Below are 16,504 nucleotides of genomic sequence, written 5' to 3'. Positions count from 1 at the left end.
TTGGACGTTTGAAAAAGGAGACAAAGGATGAAAGCAGCAATTTGTTATCTTTCCTGCCACCATGGCAATACTCGAAAATTGGTGGAGACCATGGCCGCAGAAGGCAATGTCGATCTCATTGACGTACGTACTCGACAGACGGTATGTCTAAATGAGTATGATTGTATCGGTTTGGCATCTGGCATCTACGGTTTTGAAATGCACAAGGCGGTGGTGGATTTTGCCCGACAGTATCTGCCTGCGGGCAAACCAGTATTTTTGGTATACACTTACGGCGGAGTGAAGGGCATGGGAACCCGGACATTGCGGCAAATTGCCGAGGAAAAGGGCTGTCGCGTGCTGGGTGAATTCTCCTGCAAAGGTTACAATACCTTCGGGCCTTTCAAACTAATAGGCGGTCTTTCCAAAGGACATCCGGACACACACGACTTGGAGCAGGCGCGCACATTTTACCGCAGTCTTGAAGAAGATGAAAATTTGTTGTAGCCCGTGACACATCCCGCTACAATCCCTGCTGTGTAACTTACGTGTTTTCTTTTTGTGAGGGATTGGCCCCTCAGAGAGAACTCGGAAACATTGCATTCTGGTAATTGGATCGCATCCACCACATTGCGTATAAATGGGAGGAAATATATGAAACTGGCTATTCTTTCCGACACTCATGGCCTACTGCGGCCTCAGGTGGTGGAACATTTGAAAACAGTTGACGTCATTCTTCATGGTGGCGATATCAATCGGCCGAGTATTGTGGACGAGCTGCGGCAATATGCTCCGCTTTACATCGTCCGCGGCAACAACGACAAAGAATGGGCCAGTTCCCTTGCCCACGATCTCACTGTTACTTTGGCTGGAGTCACCTTTTTCATTGTTCACAACAAAAAAGATGTCCCGGCGGACCTTTCCGGTGTGGACGTGGTAGTATTCGGCCATTCTCACAAATATCTGCAAGAGGAATACGCAGGAGTCCTGTGGCTGAATCCCGGCTCTTGTGGTCCCCGGCGGTTTCACCAAGAGATTACTATGATGATTGCAGAAATCACCGATGAAAAAATCCAGGTGGAGAAAATTGTCATTCCCCATGAGGTGCAGTGATGGAACTGGGATTGACTTTTCCTATGCAGCGTTTTCTGAAAATAAAAACACCCGATTACGGTACGCAACCGGACAGACGTTTTTGTTGGGATCTGCATGTGATTGATTTGCGTGGACGAAAATGCCTGTTGGCGGTCCATTGTTACAGCCGATATACTTTTATCCGCTTTGATGTTGTACCTTTTCAATGGTCGGACATTCCCAAGTTGTTCCGAGAAGGTCTCACTGAGAGCCTTCTCGCTTCCGGTTTTTCCCCTGCAAAAATCGAAGCCTATCTTCGCGTAGCTGGCACCCCTGAGATCACTCGTACTCACGGCCGGCGGGAGGTTGCTTTTCTCAATCGAGCCTGGGAAGACGTGCTGAAAACAGACTGGTGCCTGGACGTCTCTTGCAACGTTCAGCCGCTAATGGACCATGCTGTAAACACCACTCCCAGCCGATGCGTAGGATTTGATGGTGTTGGACTGGGATTGGAGCGAATGGGTATAACAATGAACAGATTGAAATAAAAATATTGGGTGATTTTTCTATTGCAAACGCTCAGCCCCCTCTCATCCATGACCGGTCGGTTCAGTCATGGAAAAATCAGTGGCGGTAAACAGGCATCCCGCCACGTTGTATTTGCCAGAATAAACTTAGACTGTATGAAAAAGGCCTCTGAATGCGCAATGCATTCAGAGGCCTTTTTTATATATTCAGATTCACGCGAATCCAACAGCCTTCAAAAAATGTGTCCGCTGCTTTTTGGGAAACATGCCTTTCCAACAACTTTGCCCACGGGTCAGAACACCCAAATCACTTCTCACCCTCGGCAGTGAAGCTTTCTGCTCCATATTCCTTACGCAGCTTCTGCAAAATCACTTCGTCTGCCGGGCAGAACGGAAACTGTTCGATTTGCTCTACCTCAATCCAGCGAATATCATTGTGCTCCAACTTTTTGGGTACACCTTCCACAATACGTGCGTGGAACAGTGTCAAATGCACAGTCAAATCCGGATAAGTATGCGTCACATCCATAAAGGGAGCCTCCACTGCTACGGTCACAGCCAGTTCCTCTCGGCATTCCCGCACCAGTGCCTGCTGCTTTGTCTCTCCCGGTTCTACCTTTCCACCGACAAACTCCCATAGAAGTCCCCGCGCCTTGTGGGCAGGCCGCTGACAAATCATAAAGCGCCTACCGTCCCAGATTAATGCAGCCACAACCTCCACGGCTTTTTTCAAAACAGGTCGGCACAACGGCAAAACGTAAATGACTGGTTCCTCGTAGGGATGTACCGAGCGGATGGCCGCCAGCGTCTGTTCTAGCTGGTCTGCCCGACAGGCCACTTCGAGCTTAAGCTCTGGTTCGGAGCACACTTCTCCCACTTTTCCAATATAAGGTTGTGCCCCCTCCAACGGACGCCAACAGCCGGTAACACGGCTATAACAAAAGCAACTGTCATATTTTCCAATACAACCCGCTTCCACCTGTTGCAGAGCTTCCTGCAATGGTTTCAAATGACTTTCAGGTAGAAAAATTTCCAGTTTGTACTCTTCGGTGTTCATAAGCTTTTCTCTTTCCAAACAAATTCTTTGATTCGAAGCAATCGCAAAAAAATCCGCTCATAAAACTCTACACCAGCAGATTTTTCGATTTTATTTTAATTGGGCACCGTCCTTGAACGCATTGCCCACGATTTGCCCCAATCGGCGATACGTATTATTTACGGGATCGAATGTGATGGGATCTAACCGCTCTGGGTCGATTTTACCGTCTGGCCCCAGCACACGCTCGTCTGCGTTCACATTGACGATCTCCGCCACTAAATGGCCACTTTCAGAATCGTAGCTCAACAAACGACACTCAACGGCCATAGGCAATTCATCAATCAATGGGGCGTCTACAAATTCTGAATGAGTAGTGTGCAGCCCTGCTCTTTTCAACTTGTCAGGCACATCGTTACCAGACACAATGCCCACATAATCGCACGCTGTCATATGAGCTGCGTCCGCCATGCTGACGGTGAACGCCTTGCGAGCCAAAATGTTTTTGGTGGTCTTGTGTCCTGCGCTAATACACAAGGACAGCTCGTATGTATCGCTAATACCGCCCCAGGCCGCATTCATTGCATTGGCCTTTCCGTTTTCATCATAACTGGCCAGAATAAAAACCGGCTGCGGGTAAGTCCAGGGTTTTGGTCCAAAATTTTTACGCATTCAGATCTCTCCTTTTTCTTTTTATGCACCAGCGCCCATACTCTGCGCTGAGTGCGACCTTGGCATATATTTTACCATTTGATTGCTTTTTGAGAAAGCACAAAAGCAAGTTTTTCATTCTCCTCTGTGCCGCTTTACAATGAAAGAAACCAGCATGACTATCCCGACCAGCACCACAGCCAAAGCCGGAAAATAGATAATTTGCGGCAAATAGCCCAACGCCGGATGACTAAACAAAGCACCCAAAGCACCTATCCCCAGGACCAGAGCACCAACTGCCAGCCCCAAGGGACGCCGGTCATCGTCTTCCGCCAGACGGGAATCCCAGTTTCTTCGCCGTTCCAGTTCCCGCAGCAGCCAATCCTCATCTTCGTACCCTTTCATCAGCATCAATGTGAGCCTTCCAATTCTGCCATAACGGCGCACCTGACAAACCACAGCGTAATCACTGGGGTTTTCACGAATGTTTTCCACACGCAGAATCTCGGCAGCCCCGTCCGGCACTATCTTTTGGATGCGGATTCGTTCTGTCCACTGTTGCAGCCTCTTCCAGTCGTGGTATGTAATCCTATGATTGCAGGACAACACCCACCGAAAATCCATAGCAAACAACCGATTCTCTTCGTCCAGAAAAAAAGCGGCGAGGTTCCGCGCATTGTGGCGACCTAGGCGATATGCCAAAAAAATCACCAACGCGGTGATGAATAGGCAAAGAACCAGCAAACTTGTCGGCTGCGGCAAATTCCATCGGTACACCAGTTTCATTCCTGCAATGATCAAAAAAAATGCCAAAACCACAATTGCTATGACCTGTGCCCCCAAACGCCACAATGAGGGATTGTGCTTTTCTGTCTGTGGGGACATCCAAATCTTCATAAGACCACCCTCCCAGCCTTTTTTTCATCATACGCCATCAAGAAGCTGCATTGCAACCTTATTCAGCACAAACACCGCTCTGTAAAATGTTTCACCGGCCGATTGAACTGTTTGGCGACCATGCCCACAAACAGAGCCGCTGCAGCCGTTCCCTCTCGCACACCTTCCAAGTGTCCCAGAAATAGAAAGGACAGCACACTTGCCACAATCACCAGCGTTACATCAAAACCGATTTTTGTGATGGGGAACTTGGTCTTAAACACCTTGCACACCGCCAACACCATGCCTTCGCCGGCCAGTGTTACCACCTGGGCATTCACTTCCAAGCTGACACCCAATCCTACCAGCAGAATGCCAACCGCACACAGTCCCCACCGGCCTGCATAGGAGGACGCGCTGATTCCTTGTATGGCCCATACACCAAAGTCTGTCAGCATTCCAAAAATCAGCGCTACCGGAAGTTGCAGAAGCTGAAAAAGCTCATATTGCTTGCGCAAAAGCACAATCTGCAACAAAATAAATGTGACGTGCATGGCAATGGTGGCTGTACCTACAGTGAAAGGAGTAAAACGGCTCAACACATAAGGAAGGCTGGAAATAGGCGACGTTCCCAACCCCGCTTTGATGGAAAAAGCCACTCCGAACGCCATAACAATCAAGCCCACACATAGCATCGCGCATCGCTTGCAGAAAGAATTCATTCGTTTTCCCCATCCTTCCCGGAGGCTTTCAGCGAACAGCCAACAGTCTTCAATATTTCGCAAAATTGCCGACGCTGCTCTTGTGACAGAGCCGAGACCGCCAAAGCATCGGCCTCACGGAAAATTTGATTCAGCAACTCGCCCTTACGCCGCCCTTCCTCTGTCAGAGACACATACAGTGACCGCCGGTTCTCCTGATATTGTGTGCGGCGAATGAGTCCATCACGCTCCATGCGGGACAGAATACTGCCTACCGTTGCCTGCTCAATCTCACAAAATTCCGCAATCGCTTTTTGGTTGCTTTCACCGTTTTGCATCAGGCATTCCAGCACCTTCGGCTGCCCCGGCGACAACCCCAGCGCCGCCGCTTTCTCAAGAATCCAGCGGTTCAAACAAGTGTGTGTTTTCATCAGCAAATAATGCAGTTGTTCCACAAAACGCCTCCAAATAGTAAGCATTCTTATTATATTCATGTTTATTATAGTCATTTTTTGACCGGCGTCAAGACGCTTTTCCCTAGGAAAATCTTGCGCAACATGATATGATAAAGAAAATTGGCAGGCACGTTTTCCCTTTCAGAAGGGATTTTTAAACTCAACGCGCAAAATGTATGTTTTAAGAATAAATCCTTTGATACAGGGGGAGTTTGAATGATCGTCTATTTTTCTGGCACCGGCAACAGCCGGTACTGCGCCCAATTTCTTGCTCATGCACTGAATGACCAAGCTATGGACGCCTTTTCCTTCCTGCGCGAGCAGGCGGCGGCCGAACTCAACAGTCAACGCCCTTGGGTATTTGTGGCCCCAACCTATGCGTGGCAGATTCCTCGCGTTTTTGCACAGTTCATCCGTACTAGCACTTTCAAAGGAAGCCGAGACGCCTATTTTGTATTGACCTGCGGCGGTGAAACGGGCAATGCGGTTCATGGACTGACCGACTTGTGCGCGGAAAAAGGTTTTTCCTTCCGGGGATTGTTGCCCGTAGTGATGCCGGACAACTATTTGGTGCTTTTTCCCGCACCCAAGCCTGGCGAGGCCGAGGAAAAAATTACAGCAGCGCAACCGCTGCTGTTAGAAGCTGCACGGCGTATTGAAGCCAAAGAGGATTTTTCTATGGTCAAGGTTGGTGCACTGGACAAATTCAAATCCGGTCCCATCAACGAAGGCATGTACCGCTTTTTTATTAAGACACGCCCCTTTCACACTACAGACGCCTGTGTGAAATGCGGAAAATGTGCCTCTCTGTGCCCACTGGGTAACATACATCTGGAAGAAGGAAAACCAATCTGGGGCGACCGGTGTACCCATTGCATGGCCTGCCTTTGCGGCTGCCCGGTGAATGCCATCGAATATGGCAAAGCCACTCGCGGCAAAGCACGGTATCAATGTCCTGTTTATAAAGATTAAAAAACAAGCCCGAGCGCAAAAAAGATTCGCGCTCGGGCTTGTTTCTATTCCAACCTGTCGGGATATACCGGTACTGGATGTCTGGCATAATGATCCTGCGCATAGCGGATTACCTGTACAGGCAATGATTCTTCGGCACAATACAACGGCACACAACCGTACAAATAACCTGCACAGGGCAGCTCCAGTCGGCGAATGCGAATATTGGGATTGGTCACTCGCAGCGCCATAGCGGAGTTTAAGGTGGCAATTCCCATATCCTCCCCCATCGTATTTACCACATCCAAATTGTGGCTGGACGCCAGACGAATATGGGGATGAATTTGTGCCATCACACAACAATAATCAAAAAACTGACGCAGTGCATTTTCGGGTGATCCCGTTAGAAGCATCTGGCGATCCAACGCGTGAAAATCCAGTGGACCCACATCAGCAGCCAGTGGATGCGTTTTGTGCATCGCCGCATACATATGGTCGCTGGTGATACGACAGGTACGAAATAGTGTTTCCGGAAATGGATTAATTAAAAACGCAACATCCAATTGATTATGAAGCAATTTTCGGATGCACTCGGCTTTACTCCACTCTTGTATCTCCACGAGTATTTCTGGGTGAAGTCTTTGAAAATCAATCAAAAAATCGGGGTCACCGGCGCTAGAAATGCCAAAAGCAAAACCTACTCGAATGGTTCGCTGTTCCGTCGGCGTTAAAAGTTCCTCGGATGCCCTATAAATCTCAAATATCTGCTGGTAATAGGGGTATAACAGGTGAGCTGTCTCTGTAGGTTCCGCTCCTAAATGGCTGCGTTCAAACAACAGTTTGCCCAATTCTTTCTCCAATGCCTGAATCTGACGGCTTAGTCCCTGTTGAGTGATGAATAATCGCCGACTGGCTTTGGAAAAACTGCGATCTTCATACAGCGCCAAAAATGATTCAATTGCCCGCATCTGCATCCGACATCCCCCCTCTGGGCCCATCATACAACAAATGATTGTATGGTTCAACAAAAAGTTGTTGTTTTACACATGTATAGTCAAATGGTACAATGTTAAAAAGAAAACAATGTTTTTTCTGTGTAAAACGGAGGGAAAAGCAATGAGTTTCCAGGTAATCGAAATCAAAAAGAGTGTATTGGACAGCAATGATCGACAAGCGAATATGCTTCGTGATCAACTGCGCCAAAAGGGAATCTTTCTTTTAAACCTAATGTCCAGTCCGGGCAGCGGAAAAACGACCACGCTGCTGAAAACCATTCCAGAGTTGGCTCGAAAATGGCGGGTGGGCGTCATGGAGGCAGACATTGATTCCGATGTAGACGCACATACGATCAGTTCAACAGGCGCCCGGGTGATTCAACTACACACCGGTGGTATGTGTCATTTGGATGCTTATATGACCCGCCAGGGACTGGAGGCACTGGGTACGGATGAGCTGGACGTAATCATTTTGGAAAACGTGGGCAATTTAGTGTGTCCGGCCGAATTTGATACTGGTGCCTCTAAAAATGCAATGATTCTCAGCGTGCCCGAAGGGGATGACAAACCATTAAAATACCCGCTGATGTTTTCTGTATGCGATGCCCTTCTGGTGAATAAAATTGATGCCCTGCCCATGTTCGACTTCGATATGGACGCGGTAAAGCAACGTGCCAAGCTTCGGAATCCGGCGATTGAAGTATTCCCTGTATCCGCCAAAACGGGAGAAGGAATGGAGTCGTGGATTCAATGGCTGGACCGAGAAATCCAAAATTGGAAAAATTTAAAAGGATGAAGGAGGAATACGATGGCTGTGAGAAAAAACATTTTAAAGCTGGCAAAAAAGATCAGCGGTTCGGTGGCGATGCTGGTAAAGCTGGATGAAAACGCCCCGGAATACAAAGTGCTAAACTGCGTTGTAACAGACGAAATGGCCGAAGTAGCGCTTGCATTGGAGCTGCGCAAACCTCTGCCCTTGGAAACAATTGCGAAGCGATGCGGGAAAACTTTGGAAGAAACAAAAAAACAGATGGATTTATTGACCGAAGCGGGCGTAGTGATTTTTCACTCAGAAAATGGAGTGGACGTGTTTGAGCTACCGGTGTTTGTGCCCGGTGTAATGGAAAAAATGATGAATAACCGCGCGCAATGCGAAAAGCATCCGGAAATTCCGGCCGTCTTTGAAGAATATGCACGGTTGCGAGGCGAACTGCTTTCGCCAAAGTTACCTGTGGGCGCATCCCCCATGCGTGTTATTCCTATTCAGAGCGCCATTGACGGCGACAGTCACAGTGTTCCCTACGAACAAGTAGCCACTATTCTAAATAAAAGCACCCGCTTTGCGGTAGCAGATTGTTCCTGCCGGACTTCACGTCGTCTTTTGGGACAAGGTTGTGGTCATTTGGAAAAAGACATGTGTCTGCAACTAAATGCCGGTGCTGAGTATTGCATCCGCACTGGCCGAGCCCGTGAGATTACAAGAGAAGAGGCCTTTGAAATCGTTCGAAAAGCCGAAGAAAACGGTCTGATGCATTCTGTGCCCAACATTGACGGCGGGGAAACCTACGCCATTTGTAACTGTTGCGGATGCGGATGCTATGCGGTGAGAAACGCTGCTTACTACAACGCGCCGGACATGGTGCGCTCCAACTATGTCGCTCAGACCGACAGCGAAAAGTGTGTGGCCTGTGGCCAATGTGTAGAAAACTGCCCGGTCAATGCGTTAAAGTTAGGACAAAAGCTGTGCGAGGGCACCAAACCTGCCAAAATGGAATCACCGCGAAATCATGTTTGGACCAAAGAACATTGGAACGTAAACTATCGAGAAAATCGCGAGGATGTGACCGAAGAGGGTACTGCCCCGTGTAAAACTGCTTGTCCGGCCCATATCGCTGTGCAAGGTTACATCAAACTGGCGGCCCAAGGTCGTTATCGGGATGCGCTGGAGCTAATCAAAAAGGAAAACCCATTCCCCGCTGTATGTGGCCGCATTTGCCCACGTAACTGCGAAAGCGCCTGTACACGTGGCGGTCTTGATGAACCGGTCGCCGTAGATGAGATTAAAAAATTTATCGCTGACCAAGAGCTGAAAGATGAGCACCGCTTTGTGCCCGTCAAGGCCCACGATTACGGAAAACCCATTGCTGTTATCGGTGCAGGACCCGCCGGACTTAGCTGCGCTTACTATCTGGCAGTGGATGGTTACAATGTGACTGTCTTTGAAAAAGAAAAGACTCTGGGTGGTATGCTGACCATGGGAATTCCCGCCTTCCGACTGGAGCGTGAGATTGTAAACGCCGAAATCGACATTCTGCGTGAGTTAGGCGTTGTCTTCCGCACCGGCGTAGAAGTGGGCAAAGACGTAACTTTGGACGAACTGCGTGGGCAAGGTTTTGAGGCTTTCTACATAGCCATTGGCGCTCAGGGTGGCCGCAAATTAGGTCTTGCCAATGAGGATGCCCAGGGCGTGGTGGCCGGCGTCGATTTTCTGCGAGCGGTCAGTCAGGGCCATTCCATGGACTTGTCCGGAAAAGTGGTGGTCGTGGGGGGCGGCAACGTAGCCATCGACGTGGCTCGTACCGCGATTCGTGAAAAAGTGGATACCGTAGAGATGTACTGCTTGGAAAGCCGAGAGGAAATGCCTGCTTTGGAGGAGGAAATCGCCGAGGCGGAAGCCGAATCCATTCCGGTACATAACGGATGGGGCCCCAAGGAACTTCTCGTAGAAAATGGTCACATCAAAGGCATTGTATTTATGCGTTGTATTTCCGTATACGACGAAAATCGTCGCTTCGCTCCTCAGTACGACCCCAATGAAACCATCACGGTGGATGCGGACTGGGTTCTGCTGAGCATCGGTCAGGAAATTCAATGGGGCGGACTTTTGGATGGCAGTGCTGTGGAGTTCGGTCGTGGTCGAACCGCCGTGGCTGATCCTCTTACCTATCAAACCGCACAGAAAGACATTTTCGTGGGTGGCGACTGTTGCACTGGTCCAAAATTCGCTATCGACGCTATTGCCGCCGGTAAGCAAGGCGCCATCTCGATCCACCGTTTTGTGTGGGAGGGCGTCAGCATGACCGCTGGCCGCGATCGCCGTATTTATAAAGAATTCAACAAGGCTGCCGCGGATTTGGAAAGCTTTGACCGGATGCCGCGTCAACGCCCATTACGTAAAAAAGTAGAAACAGACAGTTTCTCCGACGATCGTTGTACCTTTACCGAGGAACAAATGAAACGAGAGACCGAGCGCTGCCTTGGCTGCGGTGCGGTTCAGTTGAACCAGGAAATGTGCATCGGATGCGGCCAATGTACCACCAAATGTAAGTTTGATGCCATTCATCTGGTGAAAAAATATCATGTGGAGTACAACACGTTCGAGGGCATTCCGCTGAAACTAACTCCCAATATGATTAAGCGTGTAGGCAAAATTGCCGTGCGGTCTGTAAAGGACGCCGTTACAGGTAACGAGTAAAGGAGGCTTTTCCATGCACGAGCTAGGCCTTGTGTTTGAAATGGCCAAGGTGATCGAAGATGCGCTGAAAGATGAACAGGTGGACGCAGTAGACACCGTTGTAATGGAAATCGGTGAGATTTCCTCTGTGGTTCCACACTATTTTGAAGCATGCTTTCCCGCTGCTCGGGAGCGGCCATTGTTAAAAGATGCAAAATTGGAAATCAATCTAATCCCTGCGGTCGGCCGCTGCCGTAACTGCGGAACGACCTTTCCCATTGTGGAAAACCAAGGATACTGTCCGGATTGCGGTAGTTTTGACAAGGAGCTTCTCAGCGGTCGCGAATTCAACATCAAAGAGGTACGTGTACGCTAAAAATCAAAGAGGAGACCGATCATGGTCTCCTCTTTTCCTATTGCTTGATCAAAAAATCTTTCACTTGGTTTGCAGTCGGAATTCCAGGAGCCGCACCTTTTGTCCCCACGGCCAAAGCCGCGGCCGCTGTGGCAATACGCAGAGCCTTCTCCGGGCCACGATGCAAATTGGCCAAAAAGTACCCCGTGAAAGTATCCCCTGCACCAGTAGTGTCCACTACCGGCACAGAAAAAGCTGGTTGATACAAACGCATATCATGATCTTGATAATATGCTCCATCTCCACCCAAGGTGAGGACGATTTTGGCGTTGTACTTTTTGCGCAGAGAATCCAAAATCCGCTCTGGATCGGAGCAATCCGTTCCGGCTAGGAACATCCCTTCTCCTTCATTGACAAAAAACAAGTCCACTAGGTCCATTGGATACGCAGACATATCCGGAGTTACAGGAGAAGCATTGAAGGCCACACGCATTCCCTTTTCCTTTGCCATGCAAATGGCCTCGGGCACTGAGGACGTTTCGTTTTGCAGCAACAAAACATCCTCTCCTTCGCACTCTGTTAAAGCCTGCCTTACCTGATCCGAACCGATCATCTGATTTGCTCCTCCATAAACCAAAATGCAGTTTTGTCCCTCTACAAGCTGAATGACTGCATGGCCGCTGGCACCTTCCACAACGTTCACCAAATGGGTATCCACCCCATTCTGAGCCAAAAGCGCACGTAAAATTTCGCCATCTTTTCCAACCGATCCTATATGAAGAACTTGCATTCCTGCTCTTGCTAGGGCAATGGACTGATTCAATCCCTTTCCACCGGCGTTTTCACTATAATCTTTTGCGGAAATCGTCTCCTGTCCTTTCACGAAATGTTCTACTCGATATACCCTATCCAAATTGAGTGAACCGAGATTCACAACCTTCATGTTTTCTTCGCCCACCTTTCTTCAAAAGCCGTTCACTTTGAGTATAAACATGCTCTTTTACCCTGTCAATTACAGGTGCTTTCGAGGTAAAAATCTGTAAAAAGTCTGTTCAAACTAAACCATTTTGTGGTATAGTACTATATATGCCTAAAAACGAAAAGGGAGGGATTTTGTGGCATACCGGCTTTGCAAAAATCTTGGGGACAGCATCCGCGTGCCGCAACTGGTTATCTCCAAACTTCCGCAGTTAGAGGATGACTGGCTGCGAGTTGCTCTCATGGTGATTTCCACCGGTGAAACAGATCCCGCTCGCCTGGCTCACTCCCTACGCTTAAAAAGCCCTGAAAAAGCACGCGAAGCACTCCTGTTTTGGAAGGGTGCAGGACTTTTGGAGAGCTGTGATGATTCTGGGAGCTCTACCGGAGACCTTGCCAATGCCAGCAAAGTTCGCAGCCATATGACTACCCCAGAAGTTACGGCCGCCGCACGCAACGATCCGGCCATTGCTGCACTGGTGCAGGAAAGCCAGCGTTTAATGGGCGGTGTGATTACTCAGTCGGATACCAATATTTTGGTTTCTTTATACGTTGCCGATGGGCTTCCTGTGGATTTTATTCTGCTGGGTGTGGCCCATTTTGTATCTTTGGGCAAACGCAGTGCCCGATACATTGAGCGTGCTCTGCTTGGATGGCAGGCAGAAGGCATTGATACATTGGAAGCGGCTGAACGCCATCTGAAGTTATTGACACTGCGCAGTGAACGGGAAGCTGAGGTCGCCCGCTTGTTCCATCTGACGGATTCCAAATTCACAAAGGCTGAACAACGTTTGATTGCTTCTTGGTATGAAGAATTTTCATACGATGAAAGTATGATTTCCGAGGCTATTGCCTATGCGGGAGAAAAGCAGAGTGTTCGGTATGTAAATGGCATCCTTCGCACATGGTATTCCAAGGGATATCGAACAGTGCGTGATGTGATCAAAGACGGTGCACTCACCACACAGAATATACAGCCCACTAACCCAAGCGCTAAATCGGTGCTCGGCAAAGGACCTCGCAGAGCACCTGTATTTAAACAGACAGGAGGGAAATGAGCATGACCAGGCAGGAAATGATGCACAAAGCTTTCGGTATTGTTTCATCACGGCGTCAGAAAGCAATAACCCTTGCCGACCAACGCCTGGCTGCCGTACAAAAGGATTTGCCTGAATTGACCCAACTGGAACAACAACGCGCTTTGGCAGGCCTGCGCGCTGCACAGCTTTCGGCGAGTGGCGCCGAGCGAGCACAGATTGACGCTGCACTCGCCGAGGCCTCTGCTTGTGATGCTAAGCGCGATATGCTTTTGCGGGAGAATGGCATTGATCCCGCCTCTTTAGCACCTGAATTTACCTGTCCCATTTGTAAGGATACCGGTCGAGTGTCCAGTGGTCCATGTGAGTGTGTGCTAGCGTTGGTTCGAGAAATGTGCCAAAAGGAAGTCAATGAATCTTCCCCGCTTTCTCTTTGTAGTTTCTCCACCTTTGATTTAAATAAATATCCGGACCGTTACGTACCCGAACTGGGACTTTCGGCGCGGCAGCATATGGAAGATATTTTTCACTATTGCAAAGATTACGCGGAACAATTCACATTAAAAAATCCCAATCTTTACTTATACGGCTATGCCGGACTTGGCAAAACACACCTTGCATTGGCCATTGCCAATACTGTTTTGCACAAAGGGTTCAACGTGGTATATATCAGTGCACAAAATGCCTTTGATGCTATGGAAAAGGAACATTTTCGAAACGAAGAAGCCAACGATACCTTGGCAACATTGTGCGATGCACAACTTTTGATTCTGGACGATTTGGGAACGGAATACTTGACGCCTTACGTCAGTAGCTGTCTTTATAGCTTGGTAAACACCCGTATGTGTCGGTGTTTACCCACTATTTACACCAGCAACATCGTCCTTGATGCAGATCTCCAGCGCCGATATACAGAAAAAATTGTATCCCGGCTGCTAGGCAACTGCGAGTGTCTGAATTTTTGCGGTGATGACGTTCGCTTGATGGATAAATAAGCGTTTTTTCTCAGTCTCGTCGCGGAGCATTGTCCGAAAGGGCACATGCTCCGTTTTTTGCGCACAAAGCGTTAGGCCAATGAATAATAAGGAGTATTTATGGAAAACAGAAAAGAAAACATCATGGGCACACGCCCAATCAACAAACTATTGCCAAGCATGGCCTTTCCCATCATGCTCAGCATGCTGGTACAAGCGCTGTACAACGTGGTTGACAGTATCTTTGTATCTATGGTCAGTGAAAATGCGCTGACCAGCGTCAGTTTGATCTTCCCCGTCCAGAATCTCATGATTGCTGTTTCGGTCGGAACAGCGGTGGGTATCAATGCACTTCTATCTCGACGACTGGGCGAAAAGAATTTTGAAGCAGCAAATCGAGTGGCCAGCAACGGCATTCTGGTGACGCTCATCAGCTTTGTAGTATTTGCAATTTTCGGTGCGCTTGGAAGCGATATGTTTTTGGCTGCATTTACTCAAAATCCTGAAATTGCCCAAGCCGGTGCCGACTACATGCGGATTGTAACTATTTTTTCTCTGGGCGCATTTGTAGAAATCACCATGGAACGCATCCTGCAAGTTACCGGTAAAACCGTTTATCAGATGATCAGTCAAATGACGGGAGCTGTGGTGAATATCATCTTAGATCCCATCATGATTTTCGGTCTTTTAGGTTGTCCCAAAATGGGGGTGGCCGGAGCGGCGGCTGCAACGGTCATTGGACAGTGGTGCGCTATGTTTGTTGCTCTCATTTTGAATCATTGGAAAAACCACGAAGTTCGCATTTCTCTCGCGAACATGCGGCCTCACGGTCATACCATCCGCGGTATTTATCAGGTAGGTCTTCCCTCGATTATTATGCAGAGCATCAGCAGTGTCATGGTATTCGGCATGAACAAGATCCTTATTTCCTTTACAGAAACTGCCGTATCCGTATTTGGCGTTTATTTCAAATTGCAAAGCTTTGTCTTCATGCCGGTATTCGGTATTACAAATGCTCTGATTCCCATCGTCGGTTACAACTATGGTGCGCGTCAACGCAAACGCATTTTGGATACCATTCGTCTTGGTATCATCATGGCTACCGCTATCATGGCATTGGGACTGGTCATCTTCCAAGCATTTCCCGAGCAATTGCTCTATCTGTTCAACGCCAAGGAAGACATGTTGAGCATTGGTGTACCGGCACTTCGCCTGATATCTCTGTGCTTTTTGTTCGCCGGAGTCGGCGTGGTACTTTCCAGCGTATTTCAAGCACTTGGCGATGGAATTCTCAGTCTGTGGATCAGCGTAATCCGTCAACTTCTTCTCCTTCTCCCCTCTGCATTTGTACTTGCAAGATTGGGTGGGCTGGGTGCTGTATGGTACAGTTTCCTTTTCGCCGAATGCTTTGGTTTTGCACTTTCACTTCTTTTCTTCCGCTATTTGTACAACAAAAAAATTCGTCATGTAGAAACCATTCAATTCGATTAAAAAAAGAGGCGTGCAATTGCACGCCTCTTTTTTTAATCAAGAATAATCAAGAAAGCCCGCAGTTTGTAACTGCGGGCTTTGAATCAAAATTAGTTCAGGATAACGGACTCGTCGGCCGGATCGAACAGATGCAGTTTGTTGGTGTTCAACGCAACCTTCACATCCATACCGTTCTTCGCCTTGCTGGTGGGGTTCACACGAGCAGTCATCTTGTAGCCTTTGTAGGTCAGGTACAGATAAATCTCAGAGCCCATCAGCTCGGATACTTCGACATTAGCCGTAATAGTGGCATCTTTGTGTTTCTCCAAGAACTCTTCATCGTCCTTGATATCCTCAGGACGGATACCAGCCTTGATGGTCTTGCCGATATAGGCATCCAATTTTGCGGTGTTGGCCGCAGCTTTCGCCGGGTTGATGAGCAGTTTGTCGCCGCCCAGATCCACATAATAGTTGCCGTTCTCTTTGACAAGAGTTGCATCCAGGAAGTTCATTTGCGGAGAGCCGATGAAGCCAGCCACAAACATGTTGCAGGGATAATCATACAGGTTTTGCGGAGTATCAACCTGTTGCACGATACCGTCTTTCATAACCACGATGCGGTCGCCCATGGTCATAGCCTCGGTCTGGTCGTGGGTAACATAAATGAAGGTAGTTCCCAGTTTCTGATGCAGCTTGATGATCTCGGTGCGCATCGCAGTACGCAGTTTGGCGTCCAAGTTGGACAGAGGCTCGTCGAGCAGGAAGACCGCCGGGTTACGAACCATTGCACGACCCAAGGCAACACGCTGACGCTGACCACCGGACAGAGCCTTCGGTTTGCGGTCCAGCAAATGCTCGATATCCAGAACGCGAGCAGCCTCGCGAACACGTTTGTCGATCTCATCCTTCGGAGTTTTGCGCAGCTCCAGGCCGAACGCCATGTTCTTGTAAACCGTCATGTGCGGATACAGAGCATAGTTCTGGAACACCA

18 protein-coding genes are annotated in these 16,504 nt (G+C 48.7%); 10 read left to right on the top strand and 8 right to left on the bottom strand.

From position 1 onward, the window contains the following. The first annotated feature begins 27 nt into the window (after positions 1–27). The 3 genes from AB5H98_RS08920 (at position 28) to AB5H98_RS08910 (ending at position 1,601) form a co-directional block, all read left to right on the top strand. Positions 28–486: a flavodoxin family protein gene (locus AB5H98_RS08920; RefSeq protein ID WP_367925563.1), complete on the top strand. Its 459-nt coding sequence runs from the start codon at positions 28–30 to the stop codon at positions 484–486. 147 nt (positions 487–633) lie between these two features. Further along, positions 634–1,092, top strand: a complete 459-nt coding sequence (locus tag AB5H98_RS08915) for a metallophosphoesterase family protein (RefSeq protein WP_367925562.1) — start codon at positions 634–636, stop codon at positions 1,090–1,092. Then, positions 1,092–1,601 carry a hypothetical protein gene (locus AB5H98_RS08910; RefSeq protein ID WP_367925561.1) on the top strand — a complete coding sequence of 170 codons (510 nt, stop codon included), beginning with the start codon at positions 1,092–1,094 and terminating at the stop codon, positions 1,599–1,601. The genes AB5H98_RS08915 and AB5H98_RS08910 overlap by 1 nt, the downstream gene beginning before the upstream one ends. A gap of 286 nt (positions 1,602–1,887) precedes the next feature. Here AB5H98_RS08910 and AB5H98_RS08905 read toward each other — a convergent pair whose 3' ends face one another. The 5 genes from AB5H98_RS08905 to AB5H98_RS08885 all read right to left on the bottom strand — a co-directional run bounded on the left by AB5H98_RS08905 (position 1,888) and on the right by AB5H98_RS08885 (position 5,299). Continuing rightward, positions 1,888–2,301 (bottom strand): (deoxy)nucleoside triphosphate pyrophosphohydrolase, encoded by a 414-nt coding sequence (locus AB5H98_RS08905; RefSeq protein ID WP_367925564.1) that lies wholly within the window; start codon positions 2,299–2,301, stop codon positions 1,888–1,890. 426 nt (positions 2,302–2,727) lie between these two features. Continuing rightward, positions 2,728–3,288, bottom strand: a complete 561-nt coding sequence (locus AB5H98_RS08900) for a flavin reductase family protein (RefSeq protein WP_367925560.1) — start codon at positions 3,286–3,288, stop codon at positions 2,728–2,730. A gap of 114 nt (positions 3,289–3,402) precedes the next feature. Continuing rightward, complete coding sequence (locus tag AB5H98_RS08895) at positions 3,403–4,164, bottom strand: hypothetical protein (protein ID WP_367925559.1); 762 nt, start codon at positions 4,162–4,164, stop codon at positions 3,403–3,405. A gap of 62 nt (positions 4,165–4,226) precedes the next feature. Beyond that, positions 4,227–4,865, bottom strand: coding sequence for a YitT family protein (locus AB5H98_RS08890; RefSeq protein WP_367925558.1), 639 nt, complete (start codon positions 4,863–4,865; stop codon positions 4,227–4,229). Beyond that, positions 4,862–5,299: a MarR family winged helix-turn-helix transcriptional regulator gene (locus AB5H98_RS08885; protein ID WP_367925557.1), complete on the bottom strand. Its 438-nt coding sequence runs from the start codon at positions 5,297–5,299 to the stop codon at positions 4,862–4,864. Before AB5H98_RS08885 ends, AB5H98_RS08890 begins: the two co-directional genes overlap by 4 nt. 216 nt (positions 5,300–5,515) lie before the next feature. Here AB5H98_RS08885 and AB5H98_RS08880 point away from each other — a divergent pair, with 216 nt between their 5' ends. Continuing rightward, positions 5,516–6,271, top strand: coding sequence for an EFR1 family ferrodoxin (locus AB5H98_RS08880; protein WP_367925556.1), 756 nt, complete (start codon positions 5,516–5,518; stop codon positions 6,269–6,271). Between the two features lie 44 nt (positions 6,272–6,315). Here the strand turns inward: AB5H98_RS08880 and AB5H98_RS08875 are convergent, their stop codons facing one another. Beyond that, positions 6,316–7,224, bottom strand: coding sequence for a LysR family transcriptional regulator (locus tag AB5H98_RS08875; RefSeq protein WP_367925555.1), 909 nt, complete (start codon positions 7,222–7,224; stop codon positions 6,316–6,318). A gap of 142 nt (positions 7,225–7,366) precedes the next feature. On the opposite strand from AB5H98_RS08875, the gene hypB reads away from it, so the two are divergent. From hypB to AB5H98_RS08860, 3 genes are read left to right on the top strand one after another with little or no spacing between them, the layout of a single operon-like run. Next, positions 7,367–8,041 (top strand): hydrogenase nickel incorporation protein HypB, encoded by a 675-nt coding sequence (gene hypB, locus AB5H98_RS08870; protein WP_367925554.1) that lies wholly within the window; start codon positions 7,367–7,369, stop codon positions 8,039–8,041. A gap of 12 nt (positions 8,042–8,053) precedes the next feature. Next, a complete protein-coding gene (locus AB5H98_RS08865; RefSeq protein WP_367925553.1) occupies positions 8,054–10,720 on the top strand; it encodes an FAD-dependent oxidoreductase in 2,667 nt (888 codons plus the stop codon). 13 nt (positions 10,721–10,733) lie between these two features. Beyond that, on the top strand, positions 10,734–11,075 hold the full coding sequence (locus tag AB5H98_RS08860) for a hydrogenase maturation nickel metallochaperone HypA (RefSeq protein ID WP_367925552.1): 342 nt from the start codon (positions 10,734–10,736) through the stop codon (positions 11,073–11,075). A 37-nt stretch (positions 11,076–11,112) separates the two neighbouring features. Here AB5H98_RS08860 and AB5H98_RS08855 read toward each other — a convergent pair whose 3' ends face one another. Beyond that, positions 11,113–11,997 carry a ribokinase gene (locus tag AB5H98_RS08855; protein ID WP_367925551.1) on the bottom strand — a complete coding sequence of 295 codons (885 nt, stop codon included), beginning with the start codon at positions 11,995–11,997 and terminating at the stop codon, positions 11,113–11,115. 172 nt (positions 11,998–12,169) lie between these two features. Between AB5H98_RS08855 and AB5H98_RS08850 the strand changes: the two genes are divergently transcribed. From AB5H98_RS08850 to AB5H98_RS08840, 3 genes are all read left to right on the top strand, one after another. Beyond that, positions 12,170–13,090, top strand: coding sequence for a DnaD domain protein (locus AB5H98_RS08850; RefSeq protein ID WP_367925550.1), 921 nt, complete (start codon positions 12,170–12,172; stop codon positions 13,088–13,090). Between the two features lie 2 nt (positions 13,091–13,092). After that, positions 13,093–14,064, top strand: coding sequence for an ATP-binding protein (locus AB5H98_RS08845; RefSeq protein ID WP_367925549.1), 972 nt, complete (start codon positions 13,093–13,095; stop codon positions 14,062–14,064). Positions 14,065–14,163: 99 nt separating this feature from the next. Further along, positions 14,164–15,534, top strand: coding sequence for an MATE family efflux transporter (locus AB5H98_RS08840; protein WP_367925548.1), 1,371 nt, complete (start codon positions 14,164–14,166; stop codon positions 15,532–15,534). 89 nt (positions 15,535–15,623) lie between these two features. Here AB5H98_RS08840 and AB5H98_RS08835 read toward each other — a convergent pair. Next, a partial coding sequence (locus tag AB5H98_RS08835; protein WP_367925547.1) for an ABC transporter ATP-binding protein occupies positions 15,624–16,504 on the bottom strand: 881 nt, incomplete at its 5' end.

The organism is uncultured Ruthenibacterium sp., from assembly GCF_963558415.1.
Lineage (GTDB): Bacteria > Bacillota > Clostridia > Oscillospirales > Ruminococcaceae > Ruthenibacterium.
The sequence above is the reverse complement of the archived record's forward strand: the minus strand, read 5'-3'. Positions and strand labels throughout refer to the sequence as shown.

What these genes read in the sequence shown, in the direction of transcription:
- AB5H98_RS08920 (WP_367925563.1), top strand. Translation starts at nt 28, where the DNA reads ATGAAAGCAGCAATTTGTTATCTTTCCTGCCACCATGGCAATACTCGA.
- AB5H98_RS08915 (WP_367925562.1), top strand. Translation starts at nt 634, where the DNA reads ATGAAACTGGCTATTCTTTCCGACACTCATGGCCTACTGCGGCCTCAG.
- AB5H98_RS08910 (WP_367925561.1), top strand. Translation starts at nt 1,092, where the DNA reads ATGGAACTGGGATTGACTTTTCCTATGCAGCGTTTTCTGAAAATAAAA.
- AB5H98_RS08900 (WP_367925560.1), bottom strand. Translation starts at nt 3,288, where the DNA reads ATGCGTAAAAATTTTGGACCAAAACCCTGGACTTACCCGCAGCCGGTT.
- AB5H98_RS08895 (WP_367925559.1), bottom strand. Translation starts at nt 4,164, where the DNA reads ATGAAGATTTGGATGTCCCCACAGACAGAAAAGCACAATCCCTCATTG.
- AB5H98_RS08890 (WP_367925558.1), bottom strand. Translation starts at nt 4,865, where the DNA reads ATGAATTCTTTCTGCAAGCGATGCGCGATGCTATGTGTGGGCTTGATT.
- AB5H98_RS08880 (WP_367925556.1), top strand. Translation starts at nt 5,516, where the DNA reads ATGATCGTCTATTTTTCTGGCACCGGCAACAGCCGGTACTGCGCCCAA.
- AB5H98_RS08875 (WP_367925555.1), bottom strand. Translation starts at nt 7,224, where the DNA reads ATGCAGATGCGGGCAATTGAATCATTTTTGGCGCTGTATGAAGATCGC.
- hypB (WP_367925554.1), top strand. Translation starts at nt 7,367, where the DNA reads ATGAGTTTCCAGGTAATCGAAATCAAAAAGAGTGTATTGGACAGCAAT.
- AB5H98_RS08865 (WP_367925553.1), top strand. Translation starts at nt 8,054, where the DNA reads ATGGCTGTGAGAAAAAACATTTTAAAGCTGGCAAAAAAGATCAGCGGT.
- AB5H98_RS08860 (WP_367925552.1), top strand. Translation starts at nt 10,734, where the DNA reads ATGCACGAGCTAGGCCTTGTGTTTGAAATGGCCAAGGTGATCGAAGAT.
- AB5H98_RS08855 (WP_367925551.1), bottom strand. Translation starts at nt 11,997, where the DNA reads ATGAAGGTTGTGAATCTCGGTTCACTCAATTTGGATAGGGTATATCGA.
- AB5H98_RS08845 (WP_367925549.1), top strand. Translation starts at nt 13,093, where the DNA reads ATGACCAGGCAGGAAATGATGCACAAAGCTTTCGGTATTGTTTCATCA.
- AB5H98_RS08840 (WP_367925548.1), top strand. Translation starts at nt 14,164, where the DNA reads ATGGAAAACAGAAAAGAAAACATCATGGGCACACGCCCAATCAACAAA.